The organism is Rhodococcus sp. 66b, from assembly GCF_002076325.1.
GTDB lineage: Bacteria > Actinomycetota > Actinomycetes > Mycobacteriales > Mycobacteriaceae > Rhodococcus_F > Rhodococcus_F erythropolis.
The window spans coordinates 223,520-245,962 of the sequence record NZ_MUZB01000008.1; the positions used below are offsets into that span (position 1 = coordinate 223,520).

General features: G+C 64.2%; 21 protein-coding genes. 7 read left to right on the forward strand and 14 right to left on the reverse strand.

The features are described from left to right. Positions 1-49: 49 nt before the first annotated feature. Positions 50-1,486: a type I glutamate--ammonia ligase gene (gene glnA / locus B0E55_RS17195; protein ID WP_003941609.1), complete on the reverse strand. Its 1,437-nt coding sequence runs from the start codon at positions 1,484-1,486 to the stop codon at positions 50-52. A 213-nt stretch (positions 1,487-1,699) separates the two neighbouring features. Between glnA and B0E55_RS17200 the strand changes: the two genes are divergently transcribed. Beyond that, positions 1,700-2,173 (forward strand): RDD family protein, encoded by a 474-nt coding sequence (locus tag B0E55_RS17200; RefSeq protein WP_019748923.1) that lies wholly within the window; start codon positions 1,700-1,702, stop codon positions 2,171-2,173. A gap of 73 nt (positions 2,174-2,246) precedes the next feature. Here B0E55_RS17200 and B0E55_RS17205 read toward each other — a convergent pair whose 3' ends face one another. From B0E55_RS17205 to sucB, 5 genes are all read right to left on the reverse strand, one after another. Then, entirely contained in the window at positions 2,247-3,002 is a 756-nt protein-coding gene (locus tag B0E55_RS17205) for a DUF4191 domain-containing protein (protein WP_003941625.1), read from the reverse strand. A 76-nt stretch (positions 3,003-3,078) separates the two neighbouring features. Beyond that, the gene (gene lipA, locus B0E55_RS17210) at positions 3,079-4,089 is read right to left on the reverse strand and encodes a lipoyl synthase (protein WP_003941610.1); all 1,011 of its coding nucleotides are present in this window, start codon (positions 4,087-4,089) and stop codon (positions 3,079-3,081) included. Positions 4,090-4,140: 51 nt separating this feature from the next. Beyond that, positions 4,141-4,902, reverse strand: coding sequence for a lipoyl(octanoyl) transferase LipB (lipB, locus tag B0E55_RS17215; protein ID WP_021344606.1), 762 nt, complete (start codon positions 4,900-4,902; stop codon positions 4,141-4,143). A gap of 29 nt (positions 4,903-4,931) precedes the next feature. Beyond that, positions 4,932-5,819: a TIGR01777 family oxidoreductase gene (locus B0E55_RS17220; protein ID WP_080910094.1), complete on the reverse strand. Its 888-nt coding sequence runs from the start codon at positions 5,817-5,819 to the stop codon at positions 4,932-4,934. Positions 5,820-5,939: 120 nt separating this feature from the next. Next, positions 5,940-7,718, reverse strand: coding sequence for a 2-oxoglutarate dehydrogenase, E2 component, dihydrolipoamide succinyltransferase (gene sucB, locus B0E55_RS17225; RefSeq protein ID WP_080910124.1), 1,779 nt, complete (start codon positions 7,716-7,718; stop codon positions 5,940-5,942). A gap of 364 nt (positions 7,719-8,082) precedes the next feature. Here sucB and B0E55_RS17230 point away from each other — a divergent pair, with 364 nt between their 5' ends. Further along, positions 8,083-8,433, forward strand: a complete 351-nt coding sequence (locus tag B0E55_RS17230) for an oxidoreductase (protein WP_080910095.1) — start codon at positions 8,083-8,085, stop codon at positions 8,431-8,433. 55 nt (positions 8,434-8,488) lie between these two features. On the opposite strand, the gene B0E55_RS17235 is transcribed toward B0E55_RS17230, so the two are convergent. Then, positions 8,489-10,006: a leucyl aminopeptidase gene (locus B0E55_RS17235; RefSeq protein WP_020908114.1), complete on the reverse strand. Its 1,518-nt coding sequence runs from the start codon at positions 10,004-10,006 to the stop codon at positions 8,489-8,491. A 159-nt stretch (positions 10,007-10,165) separates the two neighbouring features. Between B0E55_RS17235 and gcvT the strand changes: the two genes are divergently transcribed. Both gcvT and B0E55_RS17245 read left to right on the forward strand, forming a co-directional pair. Beyond that, positions 10,166-11,266, forward strand: coding sequence for a glycine cleavage system aminomethyltransferase GcvT (gene gcvT / locus B0E55_RS17240; protein ID WP_003941726.1), 1,101 nt, complete (start codon positions 10,166-10,168; stop codon positions 11,264-11,266). A gap of 32 nt (positions 11,267-11,298) precedes the next feature. Then, on the forward strand, positions 11,299-12,402 hold the full coding sequence (locus B0E55_RS17245; protein ID WP_003941766.1) for a branched-chain amino acid aminotransferase: 1,104 nt from the start codon (positions 11,299-11,301) through the stop codon (positions 12,400-12,402). Here the strand turns inward: B0E55_RS17245 and B0E55_RS17250 are convergent. The 6 genes from B0E55_RS17250 to B0E55_RS17275 form a co-directional block, all read right to left on the reverse strand. Further along, entirely contained in the window at positions 12,396-13,217 is an 822-nt protein-coding gene (locus B0E55_RS17250) for a dienelactone hydrolase family protein (RefSeq protein WP_080910096.1), read from the reverse strand. The two genes, B0E55_RS17245 and B0E55_RS17250, sit on opposite strands and share 7 nt — an antisense overlap. 127 nt (positions 13,218-13,344) lie before the next feature. Next, positions 13,345-14,319, reverse strand: a complete 975-nt coding sequence (locus tag B0E55_RS17255; protein ID WP_080910097.1) for a GlxA family transcriptional regulator — start codon at positions 14,317-14,319, stop codon at positions 13,345-13,347. 9 nt (positions 14,320-14,328) lie between these two features. After that, the gene (locus tag B0E55_RS17260; RefSeq protein WP_080910098.1) at positions 14,329-15,096 is read right to left on the reverse strand and encodes an adenosylcobinamide-GDP ribazoletransferase; all 768 of its coding nucleotides are present in this window, start codon (positions 15,094-15,096) and stop codon (positions 14,329-14,331) included. A gap of 2 nt (positions 15,097-15,098) precedes the next feature. Beyond that, positions 15,099-16,157: a nicotinate-nucleotide--dimethylbenzimidazole phosphoribosyltransferase gene (gene cobT, locus B0E55_RS17265; protein ID WP_211917824.1), complete on the reverse strand. Its 1,059-nt coding sequence runs from the start codon at positions 16,155-16,157 to the stop codon at positions 15,099-15,101. Positions 16,158-16,279: 122 nt separating this feature from the next. Beyond that, the gene (gene cobU / locus B0E55_RS17270; RefSeq protein WP_241896080.1) at positions 16,280-16,867 is read right to left on the reverse strand and encodes a bifunctional adenosylcobinamide kinase/adenosylcobinamide-phosphate guanylyltransferase; all 588 of its coding nucleotides are present in this window, start codon (positions 16,865-16,867) and stop codon (positions 16,280-16,282) included. A gap of 2 nt (positions 16,868-16,869) precedes the next feature. Continuing rightward, on the reverse strand, positions 16,870-17,526 hold the full coding sequence (locus B0E55_RS17275) for a DUF3043 domain-containing protein (protein ID WP_007730051.1): 657 nt from the start codon (positions 17,524-17,526) through the stop codon (positions 16,870-16,872). 134 nt (positions 17,527-17,660) lie between these two features. Between B0E55_RS17275 and B0E55_RS17280 the strand changes: the two genes are divergently transcribed. From B0E55_RS17280 to B0E55_RS17290, 3 genes are all read left to right on the forward strand, one after another. After that, complete coding sequence (locus B0E55_RS17280) at positions 17,661-18,728, forward strand: glycerate kinase family protein (RefSeq protein ID WP_080910100.1); 1,068 nt, start codon at positions 17,661-17,663, stop codon at positions 18,726-18,728. A 149-nt stretch (positions 18,729-18,877) separates the two neighbouring features. Then, positions 18,878-19,228, forward strand: a complete 351-nt coding sequence (locus B0E55_RS17285) for a HesB/IscA family protein (protein ID WP_007730053.1) — start codon at positions 18,878-18,880, stop codon at positions 19,226-19,228. Between the two features lie 196 nt (positions 19,229-19,424). Beyond that, on the forward strand, positions 19,425-20,402 hold the full coding sequence (locus B0E55_RS17290; RefSeq protein WP_003941700.1) for a carbohydrate kinase family protein: 978 nt from the start codon (positions 19,425-19,427) through the stop codon (positions 20,400-20,402). Between the two features lie 63 nt (positions 20,403-20,465). Here the strand turns inward: B0E55_RS17290 and asnB are convergent, their stop codons facing one another. Then, a complete protein-coding gene (gene asnB, locus B0E55_RS17295) occupies positions 20,466-22,391 on the reverse strand; it encodes an asparagine synthase (glutamine-hydrolyzing) (RefSeq protein ID WP_070796867.1) in 1,926 nt (641 codons plus the stop codon). Positions 22,392-22,443 lie beyond the last annotated feature (52 nt).

The following is a 22,443-nucleotide window of genomic DNA, read 5'->3' on the forward strand; positions in this document are numbered from 1 at the left end:
GGACGGGTGGACTCGGTACTCGCAGGTCTGACTTACGTCAGGATGCGGATCACACGTCGTAGTAGAGCTCGAACTCGTACGGGTGCGGACGCAGGTTGACCGGAGCGATTTCCTGCTCGCGCTTGAGCGAGATCCAGGTCTCGATCAGGTCGGTGGTGAAGACGCCACCCTCGGTCAGGTACTCGTGATCGGCTTCGAGGCGGTTGATGACCGTCTCGAGGCTGGTCGGAGCCTGCGGGATGTTGCGAGCCTCCTCCGGGGGAAGCTCGTAGAGGTCCTTGTCGACCGGAGCCATCGGCTCGATCTTGTTCTTGATGCCGTCCAGGCCGGCCATCATCTGTGCAGCGAAGTTGAGGTACGGGTTACCCGAGGAGTCGGGTGCGCGGAACTCGAGACGCTTTGCTTTCGGGTTGTTGCCCGTGATCGGGATACGGACAGCTGCCGAGCGGTTGCGCTGGCTGTACACGAGGTTGATGGGGGCTTCGTAGCCCGGCACCAGACGGTGGTACGAGTTGATCGTCGGGTTGGTGAAGGCCAACAGCGACGGAGCGTGGTGCAGGATGCCGCCGATGTAGTGGCGAGCCATGTCCGAGAGGCCCGCGTAGCCGGACTCGTCGTGGAAGAGGGGCTTGCCGTCCTTCCACAGGGACTGGTGGACGTGCATGCCCGAGCCGTTGTCACCGAAGAGCGGCTTCGGCATGAAGGTCGCGGACTTGCCGTGCTGCCAGCAGGTGTTCTTGACGATGTACTTGAACAGCTGCAGGTCGTCAGCAGCTGCGAGCAGCGTGTTGAACTTGTAGTTGATCTCCTGCTGTCCGCCGGTGCCGACCTCGTGGTGGCCGCGCTCGAGCTCGAAGCCCGCGTTGGTCAGGTTGGTGGAGATTTCGTCGCGCAGGTCCACGTAGTGGTCGTACGGAGCGACGGGGAAGTAGCCGCCCTTGGCGCGAACCTTGTAGCCGAGGTTCGGGGAGCCGTCGGCGTTGGTCTCTGCGCCGGTGTTCCAGGAACCGGAGATGGAATCCAGCTCGTAGAAAGCGGAGTTCATGCCGGAGTCGTAGCGAACCGAGTCGAAGATGTAGAACTCGGCCTCGGCGCCGAAGAATGCGGTGTCCGCGATGCCGGTGCTGACCAAGTACTCCTCGGCCTTGCGGGCAACGTTGCGCGGGTCGCGGCTGTAGGACTCACGGGTGAACGGGTCGTGCACGAAGAAGTTGATGTTGAGGGTCTTCGCCTTGCGGAAGGGGTCGATCTGCGCCGTGGTGACGTCGGGAAGCAACATCATGTCGGACTCGTGGATCGACTGGAATCCGCGGACCGAAGATCCGTCGAATGCGAGGCCGTCCTCGAACACGTCCTGGTTGAAAGCAGACGCCGGGATCGAGAAGTGCTGCTGGACGCCGGGCAGGTCGCTGAACCGAATGTCGACGTACTCGATGTTCTCGTCCGCGATGTACTTGATGACCTCTTCGGCCGTGGTGAACGCCACGCTTGTGCTCCTTAAGTCGCTTCAGCCAAGTGATGTCGGTTGAATCCGTCGAGGCAGACGGTAGGGAGCTGGTGTTGCCCGCTCGTCAACCCTTTGTTTCGGCAGTGTTACGCGTCGCAGCATCCTGGGGATTTCCGAAGTCCATGTGACCGGCCACACAGTTAAAACCCGGCAAATCTGGACTACGGTGCTGCGACGCCTATCCTGGACAGCATGGCACGTATCACCGGAACTTGGCTCTCTGGGCCGCAAGCAGCTTTGCCGAAGAGCACGGACGGCCGTGAGCAGTCGTACCGTGGCGAGTTCCTCGGTTTCCCTCAGGAGGGGCCGGGTTCGCTGGTCGGTTCGGGCCGTCGTATCGCCGCACTGTTGGTGGATTGGGTCATGGCCGTGGGAGTGGCCTCGCTCATCACCGGAGACTTCTTCGACGGTATGACCTCGACTGTCACACTGATGGTGTGGTTCGCCGTCGGTGTCGTCACCGTGGCGCTGTTCAACTTCACCCCGGGGCAGTTCGTCCTCGGACTTCAGGTTGCGCGAATCGAAGGCCCGATCCGTGTGGGCTTCGTGCGCGCGTTGGGGCGTCAGGCGCTGCTGGTGTTCGTCATTCCCGCGACCATCACCGACATCGACGGTCGCGGTATGCAGGACCGCGCGACCGGCACTTTGCTCGTGAAGTCGCGCTGACACAAACTTCTCGAACGAAGAAAGACCCGGGTCCGTATGGGCCCGGGTCTTTCGTTTTGCTGTGGGGGGAGTGTCAGCGACGACGAATGGTTCGCTGCATTCCCTTCATCTTCGCGCCTCCGGGCATCGGGCCCTTGGGAAGCGCTGCTCCGCCGCCGCGTGCGCTGAGCGCAGCGAGGCGACCTTCGATGTTGTCCATGCGCTTGGTGTCGATGTTGCGGGGCAACTTGTTCAAGTAGCGCTGGAGCTGCGAGAGCGGAACCTGGCCCTCGTCGTTGCCGATGATGATGTCGTAGATCGGGGTGTCGCCGATGAGGCGGGCAGTCTTCTTCTTCTCCTGCGCGAGGAGGCCCTTGACGCGTTGCGGCGAACCCTCGGCGACGAGGATGACACCCGGCCGTCCGACGACGCGGTGAACGGCATCGAGCTGGGTGGTGCCGGCGACGGCATTCGTGACGCGCCACGCGCCCTGCATGTTGTCGAGCGCCCACGCAGCGGCACCGGCCTGGCCTTCAGCCTTCTTGTACACCGATTTCTGGACGCGGCGACCGAAGATGATGAAGGCGCCGAGGAGACCGAGAACGATGCCGATCGGCAGCAGGAACCACTGAAGGCCCCAGATGAGACCGACCAGGAAGAAGACCAGAGCAGCACCGACGAGGGTGCCGATCATCAGCGGCAGGAGGAGCTTGTCGTCCTTGCGCTGCATCTGGAATGCCTGCCAGAGCTGAGTTCTACGTTCCTTGGAAGCCTGCTTGCGGGCAGCCTTCGCTGCAGCCTTTGCCTCTTTGGTGGGTTTGCCCTTACCGGATTTGCTGCCGTTCGCCATGTACCCAGGATACGTCCATTGCTGTGCGCCTTTACTAACCGCCCGCGGTTAATAAAGGCGCACAGCAAAAAGTGGATCAGCGATTCAGGCGCGCCATGAGTGAGCTGGCTTCCTGGGAAGCGTCTCCGCCCTCGGTCAGGTGACGCTGCGCCTCGGGAAGTTCACGGCCGTGATGTGCCATGGCCTGCGCATACAGGCGGCCGGCGCGGTACGACGAGCGAACCAACGGACCGGCCATGACGCCGGCGAAGCCCATCTCTTCTGCAGCCTTGGAGTGTGCGACGAACTCCTCGGGCTTGACCCACCGCTCGACGGGGTGGTGCCGGGGCGAGGGTCGCAGGTACTGGGTGATGGTGAGGATGTCGCAACCGGCGGCGTGCAGATCTGCCATCGCCTCGGTGACCTCTTCAGGGGTTTCGCCCATACCGAGGATCAGGTTGGACTTGGTGACCAGTCCGTAGTCGCGTGCTGCGGTGATGACGTCGAGGCTTCGCTGGTACCGGAATGCCGGACGGATCCGCTTGAAGATGCGGGGGACGGTCTCGAGGTTGTGTGCGAGTACCTCGGGGCGTGAGGCGAAGACCTCGTCGAGCAGTTCCGGCTTGCCGTTGAAGTCCGGAACCAGGTTCTCGACGCCGGTGCCCGGGTTGAGTTCGTGGATCTTGCGGACGGTCTCGGCGTAGAGCCAGGCGCCTCCGTCGGGGAGGTCGTCGCGGGCGACGCCGGTGATCGTGGAGTACCGAAGCCCCATGGCCTGAACGCTTTCCGCGACGCGACGGGGCTCGTCGCGGTCGAGGGCTTCGGGCTTGCCGGTGTCGATCTGGCAGAAGTCGCAGCGGCGTGTGCACTGCTCGCCGCCGATCAGGAACGTGGCTTCGCGGTCTTCCCAGCACTCGTAGATGTTGGGGCAGCCCGCTTCCTCGCAGACGGTGTGCAAACCTTCGCGCTTGACCAGGCCCTTGAGTTCCGTGTACTCGGGGCCCATCTTTGCGCGGGTCTTGATCCAGTTGGGTTTGCGTTCGATGGGCGTCTCCGCGTTTCGGATCTCGAGACGGAGCAGCTTACGTCCTTCTGGGGCGATAGTCACGACAGTGATCCTACGCCCGGTGATTACTGCAACGGGGTTCGGGCGAGCCCGTCAGCTGTACTGAACGGTAGTAAAAGTCGGAGTAGGCGAGGCGCTTTCGAAGGTGACGCGCTCGACGTTCCGTTCGGTGACGGGCATGGTTCCGTCGAGAGCAGCGATCACTGCCTCGGTCACAGCGGGAGTGACTTCGTCCACGGTTACGTCGCGACCGAGTTCATGCGACAGCGTCGTCACCCCGGCGTCACGGATGCCGCAGGGAATGATGTTGTCGAATCCGGTCAGGACCGAATTGCAGTTCAGGGAGAAGCCGTGCAGTGCCACGCCACGTTGGACGCGCACGCCGATGGCAGAAACCTTGCGCTCGGGCTTCCATTGCCCGTTTGCGAGTTCGGCGGGCAGCCAGACGCCGGAGCGGCCGTCGATGCGCCCGCAATTCAGCCCGAGGTCCGTGCACACCGTGATCAGTGCTTCCTCGATGCGTCGGACATACCGCACCACGTCGATCGGCTCGGCCAGTTTCACGATCGGATATCCGACCAGCTGGCCGGGGCCGTGCCAGGTGATCTTCCCACCGCGGTCGACGTCGATGACAGGTGTGCCGTCGACGGGACGGTCTTCGGGTTCCGTGCGTCGACCTGCCGTGTACACCGGCGGGTGTTCGAGGAGCAGTAGCGTGTCCGTTCCGATGTCGTCTGCCCGCGCTGCCGCGAGCTCACGCTGGCGGTCCCACGCGGCGTTGTAGTCAGTCAAACCGAGTTGCTCGACGGTGATCGGCAGTTTCGAGAACCGGGCGGAAACGTCAGCGCTGCTCATGGACGTAGAGATTACGCCCGACTTCGGAATCATCCGAGTGCGGCCGCCAGCGCTTCGCCGATCGTGTTGTGGCGGAAGGAGAATCCCGCCTTTTCCAAGGCCGCGGGAATGGCGCGCTGGCCACCGAGGATGCCACTCTTGGCGAATTCTCCGATCAACGCTTCGAGTGCGAACCCGGGAACGATCCAGGGAGCCGGTCGGTGGACCGCACGGGACATGGCGTCGTTGAACTGGGCGTTGGTGACAGGGGCCGGACCGGTCAGGTTGACGGGACCGGAGAGTTCGGAATTCGTGAGCGCGAACTTGATCGCGTCGCACTCGTCCTCGAGTGAGATCCACGGAAAGTACTGGCGACCGTTGCCCAGTCGCCCGCCGAGACCGAACGAATAAATGCGCCGAAGCCGACCGAGCATGCCGCCGTGGGGTGAAATCACGACGCCCGAGCGCAGATTGACCACGCGGGCTCCCGCCTTGCGTGCGGGCTCGGTGGCAACTTCCCAATCGCGACACGTCGTGGCGAGAAAGTCGGTGCCTGCCGGCGAATCCTCGTCGACGATCTTGTCGCCGGTGTCACCGTAGTAGCCGACGGCGCTCGCGTTGGCGAGTACGGGAACCTTCTGACTTGCGACAGCTTCGGCCAGGACATCGGTCGCGACGATGCGGCTGTCACGGATCGCCTGCTTGTAGGAACCCGACCACCGTTTGTCGCCGATGCCGACGCCGCAGAGGTTCACGACGGCGTCAGCGCCCTGTAGGACGGAGAGGTCCAGACGGTCCTGGTCCGGGTCCCAACGCGATTCGTCGGGTCCAGCGGTCGAGCGTCGCACGAGACGTACGACGTCGTGGTTGTCGGAGCGCAACGATGACACCAAGGCCGTTCCGATCAAACCGGACGAGCCGGCGATGACTACTCGCATTCGGAAAGCCTCCTTCGATTCAGCCTGCTTCGATATCCGACCGTGTATATCCGACCGTACTGAAAAAGCCGGGGCGCCACCTCCTGATGGAGATGACGCCCCGGCCGGCCGAGCAGTTGCTTACAGGCCCAGATCAGCTTCGAACGAGGCTTCTTCCAACCGCTGCTTCACAGTGGTGAGGAATCGGCCGGCGTCGGCGCCGTCGACCAGACGGTGATCGTAGGTCAGCGGCAAGTAGATCATCGAGCGAACGCCGATGGACTCGTTGCCGTTCTCGTCGGTGACCACCATCGGGCGCTTGACGATCGCGCCGGTTCCGAGCATGGCCGCCTGCGGCGGTACCAGGATCGGGGTGTCGAACAGCGCGCCCTGGCTGCCGATGTTGGTGATGGTGAAGGTTCCACCCGAGAGCTCGTCCGGCTTCAGGCCACCCGAGCGTGCACGCTTCGCGATGTCGGCGATGGCGCGAGCCAAACCGGCAAGGCCGAGATCGCCGGCGTTGTGGATGACGGGGGAGAGCAAGCCCTGATCGGTGTCCACTGCGATGCCGAGGTGCTCAGCGTCGTAGTAGGTGATCTGCTTGGCAGCCTCGTCGTAGCTGGCGTTGATGTTCGGGTGCGACTTCAGCGCCTCGACGACTGCCTTGGCGAAGAACGGAAGGAACGTCAGGTTGACGCCTTCGCGCTCGATGAAGCCGGCCTTGGCGCGGGTCCGCAGGGCGACGATCTTGGTGACGTCCACCTCGAAGGTCTGCGTGAGCTGAGCGGTGTTCTGCAGCGACTCACGCGTCTTGGTGGCCGTGATCTGCCGAATACGGTTGGCCTTCTGCGTGGTTCCGCGCAGGTGTGCCAGTTCCGGTCGGACGCCTGCGGCTGCGGTGGCGGCCGGTGCGGCCGCGGGTGCTGCAGCAGGAGCAGCGGCGGCGGGAGCCTTCTTGGCCTCCGCAGCGGCGAGCACATCCTGCTTGCGGATGCGGCCGCCGACGCCGGTGCCGGTGACGGTCGCGAGGTCGACGCCGTTGTCCGTGGCGAGCTTGCGCACGAGCGGGGTGACGTACGGGCTGCTGTCGCCGGAAGCTGCGGGTGCGGCCGCCGGTGCGGGAGCTGCAGCAGGCTTCGGAGCGGGTGCGGCTGGTGCGGCAGCAGGCTTGGGTGCCTCGGCCTTGGGTGCCTCGGCCTTGGGTGCCTCAGCCTTCGGTGCTTCAGCCTTGGGTGCCGGCGGAGCGGCCGGTGCTGCGGGAGCGGCCTTGGGTGCCGGAGCCGCGGCGGGTGCGCCGGATCCGACGACGGCCAGCTGGCCACCGATCTCGACGGTGTCGTCTTCCTGCGCATTGATCTCGAGCAGGATTCCGGCGACGGGGGACGGGATTTCGGTGTCGACCTTGTCGGTCGAGACTTCGAGCAGCGCCTCGTCGACGGCAACCTCGTCGCCGACGGCCTTGAGCCAGCGGGTGACGGTGCCTTCGGTGACGGACTCGCCGAGGGCGGGCATCGTCACGGCGGTGCCTTCAGCGGAACCGCCGGAAGCAGCGGGTGCCTCGGCGGCGGGAGCCTCGGCGGCGGGAGCTTCTTCGGCGGGAGCTTCGGCAGCCGGGGCTTCCTCGGCGGGAGCTTCCTCTGCGGCGGGGGCGGGTGCCTCTGCCTCGGGTGCTGCGGCTTCGCCGGCTTCACCGATCTGGGCGAGCTCGCCACCGATTTCCACGGTGTCGTCTTCCTGCGCGACGATCTTGGTCAGGACGCCGGCGACGGGAGACGGAATCTCGGTGTCGACCTTGTCCGTGGAGACTTCGAGCAAGGGTTCGTCGACTTCGACCGTGTCTCCTTCCTGCTTGAGCCACCGTGTGACAGTTCCCTCGGTGACGCTCTCACCTAGGGCTGGCATCTGGACGGAGAAGGCCATGTCTTTTGACTCCTCGACAGTTGTGTTCGGGTTGTTGAATTTTGTCGACTTGTGGTCGTAATGCATTGTGCTCGAGTGGCGCGCGACGTGCGGCTACTTGTAGCTATTTTGCCGATGTCGACGCGCGGGCGCGGCGTCACCGTCGTTCATCTTTCCATTGATACGCCGGGCGTGTCCGATGAGGGGGATGCCGTCCGTTTCGGGTGTGTCGGCTACTGGCGAGTAGGTATGCGTTGGGGGTCCGGCTGTAACGTCGTAAGCGGACCAAACGGTATGTCGTGCGCAGGCATAACGGACATCGCCTGGCAAACTTGACATATCGCCGGGGTGTATCCGCGGCGTCGGTACCGAGGAGGGTACGACCGTGGGACTGTTCGATCGTTTCAAGCGTCCGCCGAGTGCGGCTCAGGCCGCAGCGCAGAGTGATGCGGATCATCTGGCGAATTGGGCGCACTCGCACGAAGGCGTCGAGGCATATGTGGAACCGCAGACGACGGTGACCGAGGTGACCGTTGTCCTCGTCGCGAAGGACGGGGAGTGGGCTCGTCGTCGTGTCGGCGGCGAACGTGGTGCCCGCAAATTGGGACAAGACCTGAAGATTCCGGTCTACGACGTCCGAAAAACGGGATATCCGCAGCGTATGCGCGATCACGACGAGCGTAAGCGAATCGAACGCAAGCGGGCCCGAGAGCAGGAATTGCGCGACGGCGCCTGATTTGCTGTGCGCCTTTATTAACCTCCCGCGGTTAATAAAGGCGCACAGCAAGTGGTCAGCCGTTTACCGCGATGTCCTCCAGGACCGAGATCATCGTGCGAACCGGAACGCCGGTGCCGCCCTTGCCGGTGTAACCCCACGGCCCTGACGTGTTGTACGCCGGACCCGCGACGTCGATGTGCGCCCACTGGACACCCTCGGGAACGAATTCCTTGAGGTAGTGAGCGGCGACCAGCATGCCGCCCCAGCGGTGCGGGGTGACATTGGCCATGTCGGCGACCTTGGAGTCGAGATCTCCGCGCAGTTCCTCGGGCAGCGGCATGGCCCAACCGTTCTCGCCGACGCTCTGCGAGATGGAGGCGACGCGGTCACGGAACTCGTCCGTGCCCATGACGCCGGGGGTGCGGTTGCCGAGCGCCACCATCTGCGCACCGGTGAGGGTTGCGGTGTCGATCATGTAGTCGGGGTTGTCCTCACCCGCGCGAACCATCGCGTCGGCCAGGATCAAACGGCCCTCGGCGTCGGTGTTGACGACCTCGATGGTGATTCCGCCGTACTGGGTCAGCACGTCGCCGGGACGCTGCGCGGTTGCGGACGGCATGTTCTCGGCCATCGGGACGTATGCGACGACGTTGACGGGCAGACCGAGCTTGGCGGCGAGCACGACGGTGGAGATGACGGCTGCGGCGCCGCCCATGTCCGAGGTCATGTTCTCCATCCCGGCGGCAGGTTTGATGGAGATTCCGCCGGTGTCGAAGGTGATGCCCTTGCCCACCAGTGCGACCTTGCGGGCTCCACGCTTCTTCGACGCGTATTCGAGGCGGACGAGACGCGGCTGGCGTGACGAGCCCTTGCCGACGCCGATGATTCCGCCGTAGCCACCCTTCTCGAGTGCCTTCTCGTCGAGCACCTGGACGGTGAGCCCGGCCTCGACGCCCAGTGCCTTGGCGCGCGCGGCGAACTCGGCGGGGTAGAGGTGGCTCGGGGGAGTGTTGACGAACTCGCGTGCGGTGGCGACGGCCTCGGCGATCGCTGCCGACCGTGCCAGCGTTGCCTTGGTCTCCTTGGTGCGCGGCGATGGCACCAGAAGTTCGACGCGGGCCAGTGGCTGCGAATCAGGACCGGGAGCCGTCATGGACGACTTGAATTCGGTGAAGCTGTACGCGCCCAACGCAAATCCCTCGGCGGCTGCGCCGAGATCGAGGATCGAGAGCGTGGTTGCGACGGTGTCGATGCCGGACAGTGAGCGCGCTGCAGCGCCCGCGGACTTGCGGATCTGCTCACTGTCGAGCTTGTCGGCGGAGCCGAGTCCGACGGCGAGGACGCTGGTGACCGACAGCGCGCTCGGTGCCGGGACGCGGGTGAGCTGCTCGGGCTTGCCGGTGGCGCCGACGGCGATGAGGCTGTCGAGGATCTCGGCGAGCACGTCTTCGGCGACGATGCCTTCGCTGAGTGCGATCTCGGGGCCGTCCGGACCCGACGTCAGACCGACGACCAATATCTCTGCGCGCTTGGCGACTGTGCCGGCGAGAACGAGGTCGGGTCCCAACGATCGGGCTGTGCGAGTGCTCAAGGTGTCTCCTGTGAGGTGAGTGTGCGATGCGTCCGGTTCTGGCGGATGCCTGAGTCGATGTTAGGCCCTTTGCCGTTTGCGGACGGAGCGATCGTCGCGGCCGGGTGAGCTCTCGCTGCGGACATGTTTCGATCGGCGAAGTCCGATAGGTTGTGGGCCATGACCGACGAACAACTGTTGCAGGGCCCGATCCACCCCGTCCACGTCGAACTCGGCGCGACGTTCGCGCCGTTCGGGGGATGGCAGATGCCGGTTTCGTACGCCGGCGTCGTGGCCGAACACACCTCTGTGCGTGAGAATGTCGGACTCTTCGACGTCAGTCACCTCGGCAAGGCCGTCGTGCGTGGCGCGGGCGCCGCGGAATTCGTGAACTCCGCACTGACCAACGATCTGAACAAGATCGGGCCGGGTAAGGCTCAGTACACGTTGTGCTGCAACGAGTCCGGTGGTGTCATCGACGACCTCATCGCGTACTACGTCAGCGACGACGAGATCTTCCTCGTCCCGAACGCGGCCAATACCGCGGACGTCGTTGCGGCTCTGGTCGCCCTCGCACCGGACGGAATCACCGTCGAGGATCAGCATCGTGCCTACGGTGTGCTGGCTGTGCAGGGTCCGAAATCGGTGGCGGTTCTGACGGCGCTGGGACTTCCCACCGAGATCGAGTACATGGCGTACGAAGATGCGGAATGGAACGGCGTGCCTGTTCGTGTGTGCCGCAGCGGTTACACCGGTGAGGTCGGCTACGAACTCCTGCCGCGGTGGGAGGACAGCGAACCGTTGTTCCGTGCGCTTCTCGAGGCAGTGCGCGCCGAGGGTGGGCAGGCCGCCGGACTCGGCGCTCGTGACACTCTTCGTACCGAGATGGGTTATCCGCTGCACGGGCATGAGCTTTCGCTCGAGATTTCTCCGCTCGAAGCGCGCTGCGGATGGGCGATCGGTTGGAAGAAGCCGACATTCTGGGGCAAAGAGACCTTGACCGACGAGAAGGCTGCCGGCCCGGCTCGCAAACTCTGGGGGATCAAGGCTCTCGATCGCGGCGTGCTTCGTGCCGGCCTAGGTGTTCTGCGTGACGGCGAGGCAATCGGCGAGACCACCTCGGGGACGTTTTCGCCTTCGCTCAAAGTGGGAATTGCGTTGGCGCTCCTCGATTCCGGTGCCAATGTCTCGGCCGGCGACGAGATCGAAGTCGACGTCCGTGGTCGTGCTCTTCGGTGCGTCGTGGTGTCTCCTCCGTTCGTGGAGACCAACACCAAGTAGAGAGCTTTTTCACGTTCGATAGGATTGCGCCCATGACAGGTGCCGCCGATTTCGTTCGTGTTCAGAGCTCGTCCCCGAAGTCCGACGCCGAGCGCCGTGACATTTTGGCGGCGCCCGGCTTCGGGCGGCACTTCACCGACCACATGGTCTCGATCGACTACACCGCGGGCAAGGGCTGGCACGACGCCCAGGTGTTGCCGTACGGAAACATCGAGCTCGATCCGGCCGCAATGGTTTTGCACTACGGACAGGCCATCTTCGAGGGCCTCAAGGCATACCGTCAGCCGGGTGGCGAGATCAGCTCGTTCCGCGTCGAGGCCAACGCCGAGCGTTTCGCAGCATCTGCGCGCCGTCTGGCCATGCCGGAGCTCCCGTCGCAGATGTTCATCGATTCCATCACCGAACTGATCGACGTCGATCTCGACTGGGTTCCCGCAGCCGGTGGCGAGGACGCGCTCTACCTCCGTCCATTCATGTTCTCCACCGAAGCCGGACTCGGTGTCCGTCCCGCCGACGAGTACCGCTACCTGCTGATCGCCTCACCCGCCGGTGCGTACTTCCCGCGCGGCGTCAAGCCGGTCAGTGTGTGGCTGTCCACCGAATACGTTCGCGCGGCCCCCGGCGGTACCGGCGCGGCCAAGTTCGCCGGCAACTACGCCGCTTCGCTCCTCGCCCAGGCGCAAGCCGCCGACGAGGGTTGCGACCAGGTGGTCTGGCTCGACGCCATCGAGCGCACGTACGTCGAGGAAATGGGTGGAATGAACCTGTTCTTCGTCTTCGGCTCCGGCCCTGACGCTCGCCTCGTGACGCCGTCGCTGTCCGGTTCGTTGCTGCCAGGCATCACGCGCAACTCGTTGCTCGCCCTTGCCGCTGATTCCGGTTTCGCCGTCGAGGAGCGCAAGATCAGCACCGACGAATGGCGCACCAAGTGCAAGAGCGGTGAAATCACCGAGGTCTTCGCTTGCGGCACAGCAGCAGTCATCACCCCCGTCGGACGCGTCAAGTCCGCCGAGGGCGAGTTCACCATCGCCGACGGCGAGCCGGGTGAAGTGACGATGGCACTGCGCGACACCCTCACGGGCATTCAGCGCGGCACCTTCGCCGACACCCACGGCTGGATGACCAAGCTTCACTGATCGCTGGTTCGTTCCGCGAGCAACCGCTCGCGGAAGAACTGCAGAATCTCGTCTCGAGCGACGGTGGTGGGCGATCCCGCCTCGTCGACGAGATGAGCCGTCACCACGCTGTGTGGATTGGCAATGACGTGTTCGAAGAACGGTGACGTTGTCGCGTTGGCCGCTTCGTCAGGCAGTACCTTTCCGACGAAGCGCTCGCCCATGGCCTTCGAGTAGGCCGCGAATCGCTGTGCGCGGCAGAACGGGTCACCTTGAAACCGGTATGCAAGCACCGTGAGGTCTTCGGCCTCGAGTCTCGAGCGCACGGCTTCGAGTTCTTCGGGCCCGCTGTCGGTTTCGTCCGGTCGATCGAGCGGTAACGACGGTTGGGCGAGAACCGGCGCGATGACCGAGGGTTCGAGCATCATCGACAACGCGAAGTTGCCGGTGAAGCACATCCCGATCACGCCAACGCCAGGACCGCCGCACTCCTCATGCGCCGAAGCGGCGAGTGAACGCAGCCAACGGACCGCCGGACTCGGTTCGTCGACAGCGAGGGCGCGGAACTCCGCACTGACGCAGGCTCTCTTGAACACCGTCAGCCCCTCGTCCACTGTGGGGACCGCTCCGTCGCGCCCGAACAGTGACGGAACGAAGACAGTGAAACCGGCGTCGCGCACCCAGCGGGCGAATCGCGCTACATGGGGGCTGATGCCTGGCATTTCCGGCATGACGATTACTGCGGGACCGGTGCCGGCCACGTACACGGACTTCGACACTGCGCCGATCGTGATCGTTCGACGGTCGAAGTCTTCGAGTGGATCATCTTTTGTCATACTTCGGTTCGGCACGATGAGCCCTCCCAAGTAGTCGAAGTAATTCCTCTGCACAGTCTTTCGGTGCGGGATCAACTACAGAAGAGGGCGGTTCGCCACGTTTTCGGGCGGGCTCGCCACGCACGGCCTATCCGGCGCCGCCGTTGCGGAATCGCTTTCGATAGTCGGCCGGGCTGATGCCGACGCGGTCGGTGAACAGGCGACGGAAGGTTCCAGGATCCTGATAGCCGATGTGCCCCAGGATCTTTCCGAGAGACCAGTCGGTCGATTCCAACAACCGTTTCGCTTTTCGGATCCGTGCACGCTGCAGATAACTGCGCGGCGATTCCCCGGTCTCGTCCTTGAACTTCCGAAGCATGGTTCGGGTGCTGAGGTGAAAAGCATCCGACAGCAGATCCAAGTCGTATGGCTCCGCCATCCGTTCGACCAGCCAACTTCCGACGTCGTCGGCGAACTGTGTGTGATTGACGGGCAGTATCGAGTCGACGATGTACGGAGATTGACTGGTTCGGTTTTCCGGCGCCAGAGTAATTCTCGCAGTCGTTCGCGCAATCTTGTCGCCGAGATGCTCGCGCACGAGTGCTGTTGCGAGGTCGAGCGCGGCAGTGAACGCCGCAGTGGTGGTGACGCCGTCGTCCTGGACGATCAATGAGTCGGTTCGAACCGTCGCACCGGGGTAACGACTCGCGAGGTCCGCACCGTACAGCCACGACGTCGTACATCGGCGTCCGTCGAGCAGTCCCGCCTCGCCCAGCAGATACGCGCCGACGCAGACCGACGACACCCGAACGCCGCGCGCCTCGCACGCACGGATGAACTCGATTTCTCTGTCCCACAGCGACAAACGCGTCGTAGGGTCTTCGGACGGCACGAGGTCGAACCCCGGCACAACCAGGTGATCGATGTCGTGATGCCCCTCCTGCACCCCGAGCGAAAATCCACCTGCCGCAACTACGGGCGTGCCCGACGCTGCGATGACCGATACCTCGAAGGGGTCAGCGGACGCTCCATCAGCGACCCGATTCGCGATCAGGAGGAGGTCGGTGAAAACGAAGATCTCGGCCGCCAGGCAACCTTCGTACGCAAGGACACCTACTCGCACGACGTCGGATCACAGTCCGAGAGTGAGGCCGACGGCCGTAAGCGTCACAGTGAGTTCGAGCGCGAATCCGAGAACGTCTCCGTTGAGTCCACCGAATCTACGGACGCAGTGACGCACGCACAGCACACTGATCACCAGCGCCGACACGGTCACGAGAGGGCCGAGCCACCACCGGTCGGTGGCAAAGGCGGAAGTGGCGATCAGCGGAACCGACCATACGATTGCGGCCCAGAGCGGTTGTGAATCGGCGACGAGCGCACCGAATCCGTTCGGGCCAGACGCGAGAATACCTCGGCGGCAGGCAAAAACGACGGCCACACGACCCGCAGCGACAGATACGAGAACGGCGATCCACTGCGTGGGGGAGTCGGCAACAGCGAGGACGCCGAAGGAGACCGATTGCAGCCCAAGGAAGATGAACAGTGCCGCGACCCCGAACGGTCCGGCACCGCCGCTGTGCATGACCTCGCGGGCGCGCTCCGGTGGACCGTAACAACCCAGTCCGTCGACGGAGTCTGCCAGTCCGTCCACGTGCATCCCGCGTGTCCCGAGAGCGAGCGCACCGACCGTCAGCAAGCCTGCGAGATAGGGATTCAGGCCGATACTGGTTGTGCCCCAAAGCAGAAACGTCGCGGCAATGCCGAGTGCGATCCCGGTGAGCGGAGCTGCCGCGATGGCGCGACGACCGGCAGTTCGGTCGATGTCGGAGGGACCACGAACCGGAAGGACCGTCAGCCACGAGAAGGCCAGAGGCACTCCGGACAGCGGGCCCGCCATGCTCACTCCGCCGTATCGGTCTTGGTCAGGTCGATCGACTCCGGTTCGTCGGCAGGTGCGCTGCCCTGAGTGCTGACACCGGCTTCGGAGAATGTCGCCATCTTGCCCAGGATTGCCACTGCGCCCTGAAGAATCGGGAGCGCTGTGACTGCACCTGAACCTTCACCGAGACGCATGTCGAACTCGACGATCGGGTCGAGACCCATTCGGGTCAATGCGATGGTGTGGGCGGGTTCGGTGGAGCGGTGTCCGGCGACCCACCATTCACGTGCGCCGAAAGCCAGTTCGTCGGCAACCATGGCGGCTGCGGTGACCACTACGCCGTCGAGGATCACCGGCGTACGACGCGAAGCTGCCTGGGCCAGAAAGCCGGCCATCGCGGCGAGGTCGGCACCCGAAGACGTGCGTAGCAGCGCGACTGTGTCGCGAACGTGCGGACGGGCGCGACGGAGAGCGTCGCGAATCGCTGCGGTCTTGCGGATCCACCCGGCGTCGTCGATACCGGTACCTCGACCCACGACCGCGACGGGTTCACTGTCCGTCAGGGCTGCGATGAGAACAGTTGCGGGTGTCGTGTTGCCGATGCCCATGTCACCGGCGATGAGAAGATCTGCGCCCCCGTCGATTTCCTCGTCCGCGATCGCTCGGCCGGCGGCGATGGCCTGAAGGGTTTCCTCGTTCGACATGGCGTCTTCGCGGTCGATGGACCCGGAAGACCTGCGCACCTTGTAGTTCGCGACGGACGGATCGGTATCGCCGTCCACTGCGATGTCGACGACGCGTACCGTGGCGCCGGCAACCTCGGCGAGGACGTTGACTGCCGCGCCGCCCCCGAGGAAGTTGGCGACCATCTGTGCGGTCACTTCCGGCGGATAGGCGGAGACGCCGTTGCGGGCGATTCCGTGATCACCCGCGAAGACGACGACGCGAGGCCGAGCGAAAGCGTGTGGGGGACAAACTCCTTGGCAGGCTGATGCCCAGCCGGCGAGAGCCTCCAGCCGGCCCAGCGAACCGGCCGGCTTGGTCAGATCACGCTGACGCGCGTCGGCCTGTGCCCGCACCTCGCGGTCGGGCGGGGTGACGGGTTCGAAGTCGGCGCTACTGACTGGCGCGACGTCAGGGTTGGATTCTGGGTTGGCAACTGGATTCGCCCCTGGAGTGGCCCCTGAATTGGCGTCGGTACTCACATCGTGCCTTCCGGTTGTGCAGCAGTATCTTTCAAGATGAGCGGTAACCCTGCAACCACTAGTACGACACGATCGCACACCGCGGCGATACGAGCGTTGAGAGTGCCGATCTCGTCGCGGAACAATCGTCCCGACCGTGTCTCGGGGATGACGGCCAAACCCACTTCGGGGCTGACCAGCACCAGGTGTCCGCGGTAGTTCTCGACACTGGCGACCAGGCTGTCCGCAGCGGGAGTGATGGTGCCGCGCGGAGCGTCCCAGGCGCCTTGCCGATCGAGTTCAGTGGTCAGCCACGTTCCCAGATCGTCGACCAACGTCGCTGTGTGTGAATCGCTTTCGAGCTGCGCCGTGAGGTCACCGGCAGCTGCGGTTTCGACAGTCGACCAATGAGAAGGCCGTCTGTTGCGGTGCTGGTCGATCCGGCTTTCCCAGTCTGCGTCGGTGACATCACGTCTGGCTGTCGCCAGGTACCGGATCGGTGCCGAACTTTCGGGTAAGTGGCCTGCACAAACCAAATCCTCGGCGTGCGCGGACTTACCAGACCGCGCGCCGCCGAGGACCAAAGTTCTATACGTGTTCGTCACGCTCAGATTGCGTCGCCCGGCCCCACACGAGGCTTAGGTGCGCGCAGCTTACGGATCTGCGACGCGCGAACGAACGCGTACCAGCCGAGCTTGAACCCGCCGTCGGTGCTGTCGGGGAAGCGCTCGGCGACGCGGTTGTTGATCATTCGACCGAGCCAGATGCCTTCACCGACCATGAAGAGCATCATCACGAGCATTGCCAGCGTGACGATCTGCTGGAGCGCGGGCGTGACGAACATCGTCATGATGAGGATCAATGCGAGCGGCATGAACAGCCCGACAAGGTTGCGGCGAGCGTCGATGAAATCACGGACGTAGGCGCGAACCGGTCCCTTGTCGCGGGGGAGCAGGTACTTGTCCTCGCCGGCGAGCATGCGGGCGCGGCGGTCTGCCGACGATGCGCGACGCTCGGCGGCTTCGGCCTTGCGGTCCTCCTTGGAGCCGCGGGTCGCCTTACGGCGGGCGCGGGCTTCCTTCGCGGTCAGCGGGGCAGGGGCAACGGGGCCACGCCTCTTCGCCTCGGCGTCACGACGCTTGGGTGTGGGGCGGCCCTTGCCCACCTGCTCGATGGGCGCCTCTTCGGAGGCCGAGGATGCCTCAGTGCCCTCGACGTCACGTTTGTCGGAGTTGTCTGAGTCACCGCGGCGTAGCAATTTCACACCTCCAGGCTATTGGATAAGTGCACGGTCTGGGAAACCGACCTCGGTCTTTCTGAAAAACTCGATCGCCCGAGGCACTGAAACGCGCGAGATCGTGAAACATCGGGGTCATTCGGGACTCTTAGACTTCCGCTATGCGGGTAATAGTTGCTCCAGATTCGTTTGGTGAGACGTTGACGGCCGTCGAGGCGGCTGAGTCCATTTCTGCCGGTTGGCGACGTGGCCGACCCGAAGACGACGTCGTCACCGCGCCACAATCCGACGGTGGGCCGGGTTTCGTCGACGTCTTGGCCACGGCTGGGGGCGACCTCCGGACCACACGGGTTCCTGGGCCACTGACCGCGGGCGTCGACGCCGCGTGGCTGTTGGATTCGGACACGGCGTACATCGAGTCCGCCGAGGCTGTCGGGCTCGGTCTCCTCGGAGGTCCGCCGACACGGGACAGCGCACTCGCCGCGCACAGTCGCGGTGTCGGAGAACTGATCGCTGTCGCGCTCGAGGCAGGCGTGAAGACGATTGTCGTCGGACTCGGTGGGAGTTGCTGCACCGACGGGGGACGTGGACTGGTGGAGGCGCTGGGCGGTCTGGAGGCCGCAACGGCGGCTACGGCGGGCATTGCGTTGGTCGCGGCCACCGACGTCGAACACGCACTTCTTGGCGAGCACGGTGCGGCAGCGGTGTTCGGCCCGCAAAAGGGCGCCGACCCCGATGCCGTCTCTGTCCTCGAAGCGAGGAACGCGAGATGGGCCGAACAGTTGGAGTCCGCAACCGGAAAACGAGTGTCGGATCTTCCGGGTGCCGGCGCCGCAGGTGGTATCGGTGCTGCGCTGTTCGCTCTCGGTGCGCAGCGGAGATCCGGGGCCGACGTCGTCGCCGATCGCACCGGCCAGGCGGCGCTATTGGCTTCCGCTGACCTGGTGATCACGGGTGAAGGCAAGTTCGACCACCAATCTCTGCGCGGCAAACTCGTCACGACGCTTGCTTCGGCCGGGGCGGCGCACGGAGTTCCGACGCTCGTCTTTGCCGGTCAGGTGACGCTCGACGCGGCGGACTTTGCGTCGACCTCGATAGTCGCGACGAAATCGGTGACGGAGTTCGCCGGGTCGGTGGAACGTGCGATGGAGGAAGCGTCGGCGTGTCTCGAGGGACTCGCCGAACACACGGCACGGGAGTGGAACATCTGGCGCGGCGCCCGGAGGTGAGGATCAACAAGCGTCGACGCGCCGTTGCCGTGTCGGGAAGACCGGATAGGATGAAGACGAATCGCACCCGGTAAGGACTGGCGGGAATAAGTCGGCAGCGGCGTACCGTTGAAGCGTTCACGGGTTGGTACGAACATTAGGGAGAGCCCATGACTGTGCAGAACGAGACCGCCACCCACGGCGTCAAGATGACCGAGGCCGCATCCGCCAAGGCGAAGGCACTCTTCGATCAGGAGGGTCGCGACGACCTCGCGCTGCGTATCGCAGTGCAGCCCGGCGGCTGTGCCGGACTGAAGTACCAGCTGTTCTTCGACGACCGCACGCTCGACGGTGACCTCACCGTCGACTTCAACGGCGTCAACCTGGTTGTCGACCGGATGAGCGCGCCGTACGTCGAAGGTGCGTCCATCGACTTCCTCGACACCATCGAGCAGCAGGGCTTCTCGATCGACAACCCCAATGCAACAGGCTCCTGCGCCTGCGGTGACTCGTTCAACTGAGTCTGTCGATCACAACTCAATTCACAAACAACTGACGCGGAACCGACATTCGGTTTCGCGTCAGTTGTCTGTGGTGACTCGTACGTAGACCGTTCCGATCTGACGGCTCGGGCGCCGATGACGGCGCTACGGGCGGTAACGTGAACTTTTGCTCCTCTTTCATTCTTGTACTCACTTCGCTGAAAGGCCACGATCCGTGACTATTGCGGTAACCGGTTCCATCGCCACCGACCACTTGATGCGCTTCCCCGGCCGCTTCGCCGATCAGCTCCTCGCCGATCAGCTCGCCCACGTTTCGCTGAGTTTCCTGGTGGACGATCTCGTGATTCGCCGCGGTGGTGTCGGCGGCAACATCGCTTACGCCATGGGCGTGCTCGGTGGGTCCCCGCTACTCGTCGGCGCAGTCGGTGCCGACTTCGCCGAGTACCGCACGTGGCTGGAGGACAACGGCGTCGACTGCAGCGCGGTCCGTATCTCGGACAAGGCGCATACGGCGCGTTTCGTGTGCACCACCGACGAGGACATGGCGCAGATCGCGTCGTTCTACCCCGGTGCGATGAGCGAGGCCCGCGAGATCGAACTCGCGGCAGTGGCCAAGACTGCGGGCGCAGTCGAGTTGGTGCTGATCGGCGCCAACGACCCCGAGGCGATGGTTCGCCATACCGACGAATGCCGTCTGCTCGGAATCCCGTTCGCAGCGGATCCGTCGCAGCAGCTTGCTCGCCTGTCCGGTGACGAGGCCAAGGCGCTCATTCACGGTGCGAAGTACTTGTTCACCAACGAGTACGAGTGGGGTCTGCTTCAGCAGAAGACTGGTCTGAGCGAGGAAGAGATCCGCGCGCAGGTCGGCATCCGTGTCACCACCCTCGGCTCCAAGGGTGTGGAAATTGTTGACGCCGAAGGTAATTGGGTGCGCGTCGACGTAGTGCCCGAGACCGGCAAGGTGGATCCGACGGGCGTTGGCGACGGCTTCCGCGCCGGGTTCCTGCTCGCACACGGCGCTGGCCTGAGCTTCGAGCGCGCCGCACAGCTGGGATCTTTGGTCGCTGTGCTGATCCTCGAGACCGTGGGAACACAGGAGTGGGTGTTCAATCGCGACGAGGCCCTCAAGCGCCTTACCGACGCATACGGCAGTGCGGCTGCGGACGAGATCGCGACGATCCTGCCGAAGTAGGACTCCGCCCCGTGAGTGGTTGAGGAGTTCGGAGACTCCCTGACCACTCACGGGGCCGAAGGCCTAGATGTTGACCGGGTACACCGGTTCCTGGATCTGCGGCACGATGCGCTTCTCCACGAAGATCCCGTGCCAGACCATGAACGTCAGCACGGTCCACAGGCGTCGACTGTGGTCGGAAACGCCCTCACGGTGATCGTTGAGCATCTTCACGACGGCCTGCTTGTCGAAGATGTGGTCGGTACCCGACTCCTCGATCTGCAGATGTGCCCAGTCGAAGAGTTCGGTGCCGCGCAGCCAATGGCGCAGGGGAACCGGGAACCCGAGCTTCGCACGGTGCAGAACATGGTGCGGCACAATGCCTTCCAGGGCCTGACGCAGTGCATACTTGGTTGTGTCCTTCGTGATCTTCTGATCGAGCGGCACGCGTGACGCTACGTCGAAGACCTCGGGATCGAGGAACGGCACACGCAGTTCCAGCGAGTTGGCCATCGTCATCTTGTCGGCCTTGACGAGGATGTCGCCGCGCAGCCAGGTGAACAGGTCGAGATGCTGCATCCGGGCAACCGGATCCCAGTCCCGTGACTGCGCGTAGATCGGCGCGGTGACGTCCTGGTGAGTCCACTCGGGGCGGAAATCGCGAAGGACGGCGCGGAGTTGAGCGTCGTTGAAGCTACGAGCATTGCCGTAGTAGCGCTCCTCGAGGGTCAACGAACCGCGATTGAGCAGACTCTTGCCGCGAGTACCGTCCGGGATGCGTTCGGACAACTTGCCCGCAGCCCGACGCAATCCCTTTGGGAGGTACTCGAAAGGCTTGAGCGACAACGGTTCACGGTAAATCGTGTAACCGCCGAACAGCTCGTCGGCACCCTCGCCGGACAGCACGACCTTGACGTGCTTGCGGGCTTCCTTGGCGATGAACCACAGCGGAATCAATGCCGGATCGGCTACCGGGTCGTCGAGGTACCAGACGATCTCGGGAATGGCAGCGGCGAACTCGGCGGGGGAGACCACCTTGACGACGTGCTTCGCGCCGATCGCCGCGGCAGATTCTGCAGCGACGTCGACCTCGGAATAGCCCTCACGTTCGAAACCGGTCGTGAAGGTGATCAGGTTGGGGTTGTGGCGCATCGCCAGCGCCGCGATCGCCGTGGAGTCGATACCACCGGACAGGAATGAACCGACGGTGACGTCGGCGCGCATGTGCTTGGCGACCGAATCCTCGAGTGCCTCGGCGATTTCCTGGTAGCGCGCCTTCTCGGTGCCAGGTGCAAAAGGCTTGGCCGGGAACTTCGGCGTGAAGTACCGCGTGAACGTGGGTTCCTCGCCCGGACGGACCCGAGCGAAGCTGCCCGACTCCAGGCGTCGGATCTCCTTGTGCAGTGTTTCCGGCTCCGGTACGTACTGCAGAACGGTGTAGTGCTCGATGGCGCGCGGATCCAGCTCGGTACCGATGCCGATCAGATCGGTGAGTTCGAGCAGGCTCTTCTTCTCACTGCCGAACGCGGTGCCGCCGGCGCCGGTAGCAATGAACAGCGGCTTGATCCCGAACGGATCGCGCGCGATGAACAGCTCGCGTGTGTCGGTGTCCCAGATCGCGAACGCGAACATTCCGCGTAGGCGCCGGACCGCATCCTCACCCCAGTAGTGGAATGCAGCGACGATGGCCTCGGAGTCGCCCTCGGTGAAGAACTTGGCGTCGTGGTCCTTGACCAGTTCGGCGCGGATCTCCAGGTAGTTGTAGATCTCGCCGTTGAACGTGAGCGCATAACGCTCCGGGTTCTCCGGCGGGCCCCAACGCAGCGGCTGGTGGGAATGAGCGATGTCGATGATCGCCAGGCGGTTGAACCCGAAGACGAGGTGGTCGTCGTTCCACGTCCCGTGTTCGTCCGGCCCGCGGTGACGAAGGCAATGCATCGCCTGGTCGACCCGCGAGACGGCGGCCTCGCTGGTTCCGCCAGATGTCAGTAGCCCGAGCAGTCCACACACAGCGTCCGGTTCCTCGATTCAGAATTTTTGTAGAGAAGGCTCCCGGACACGA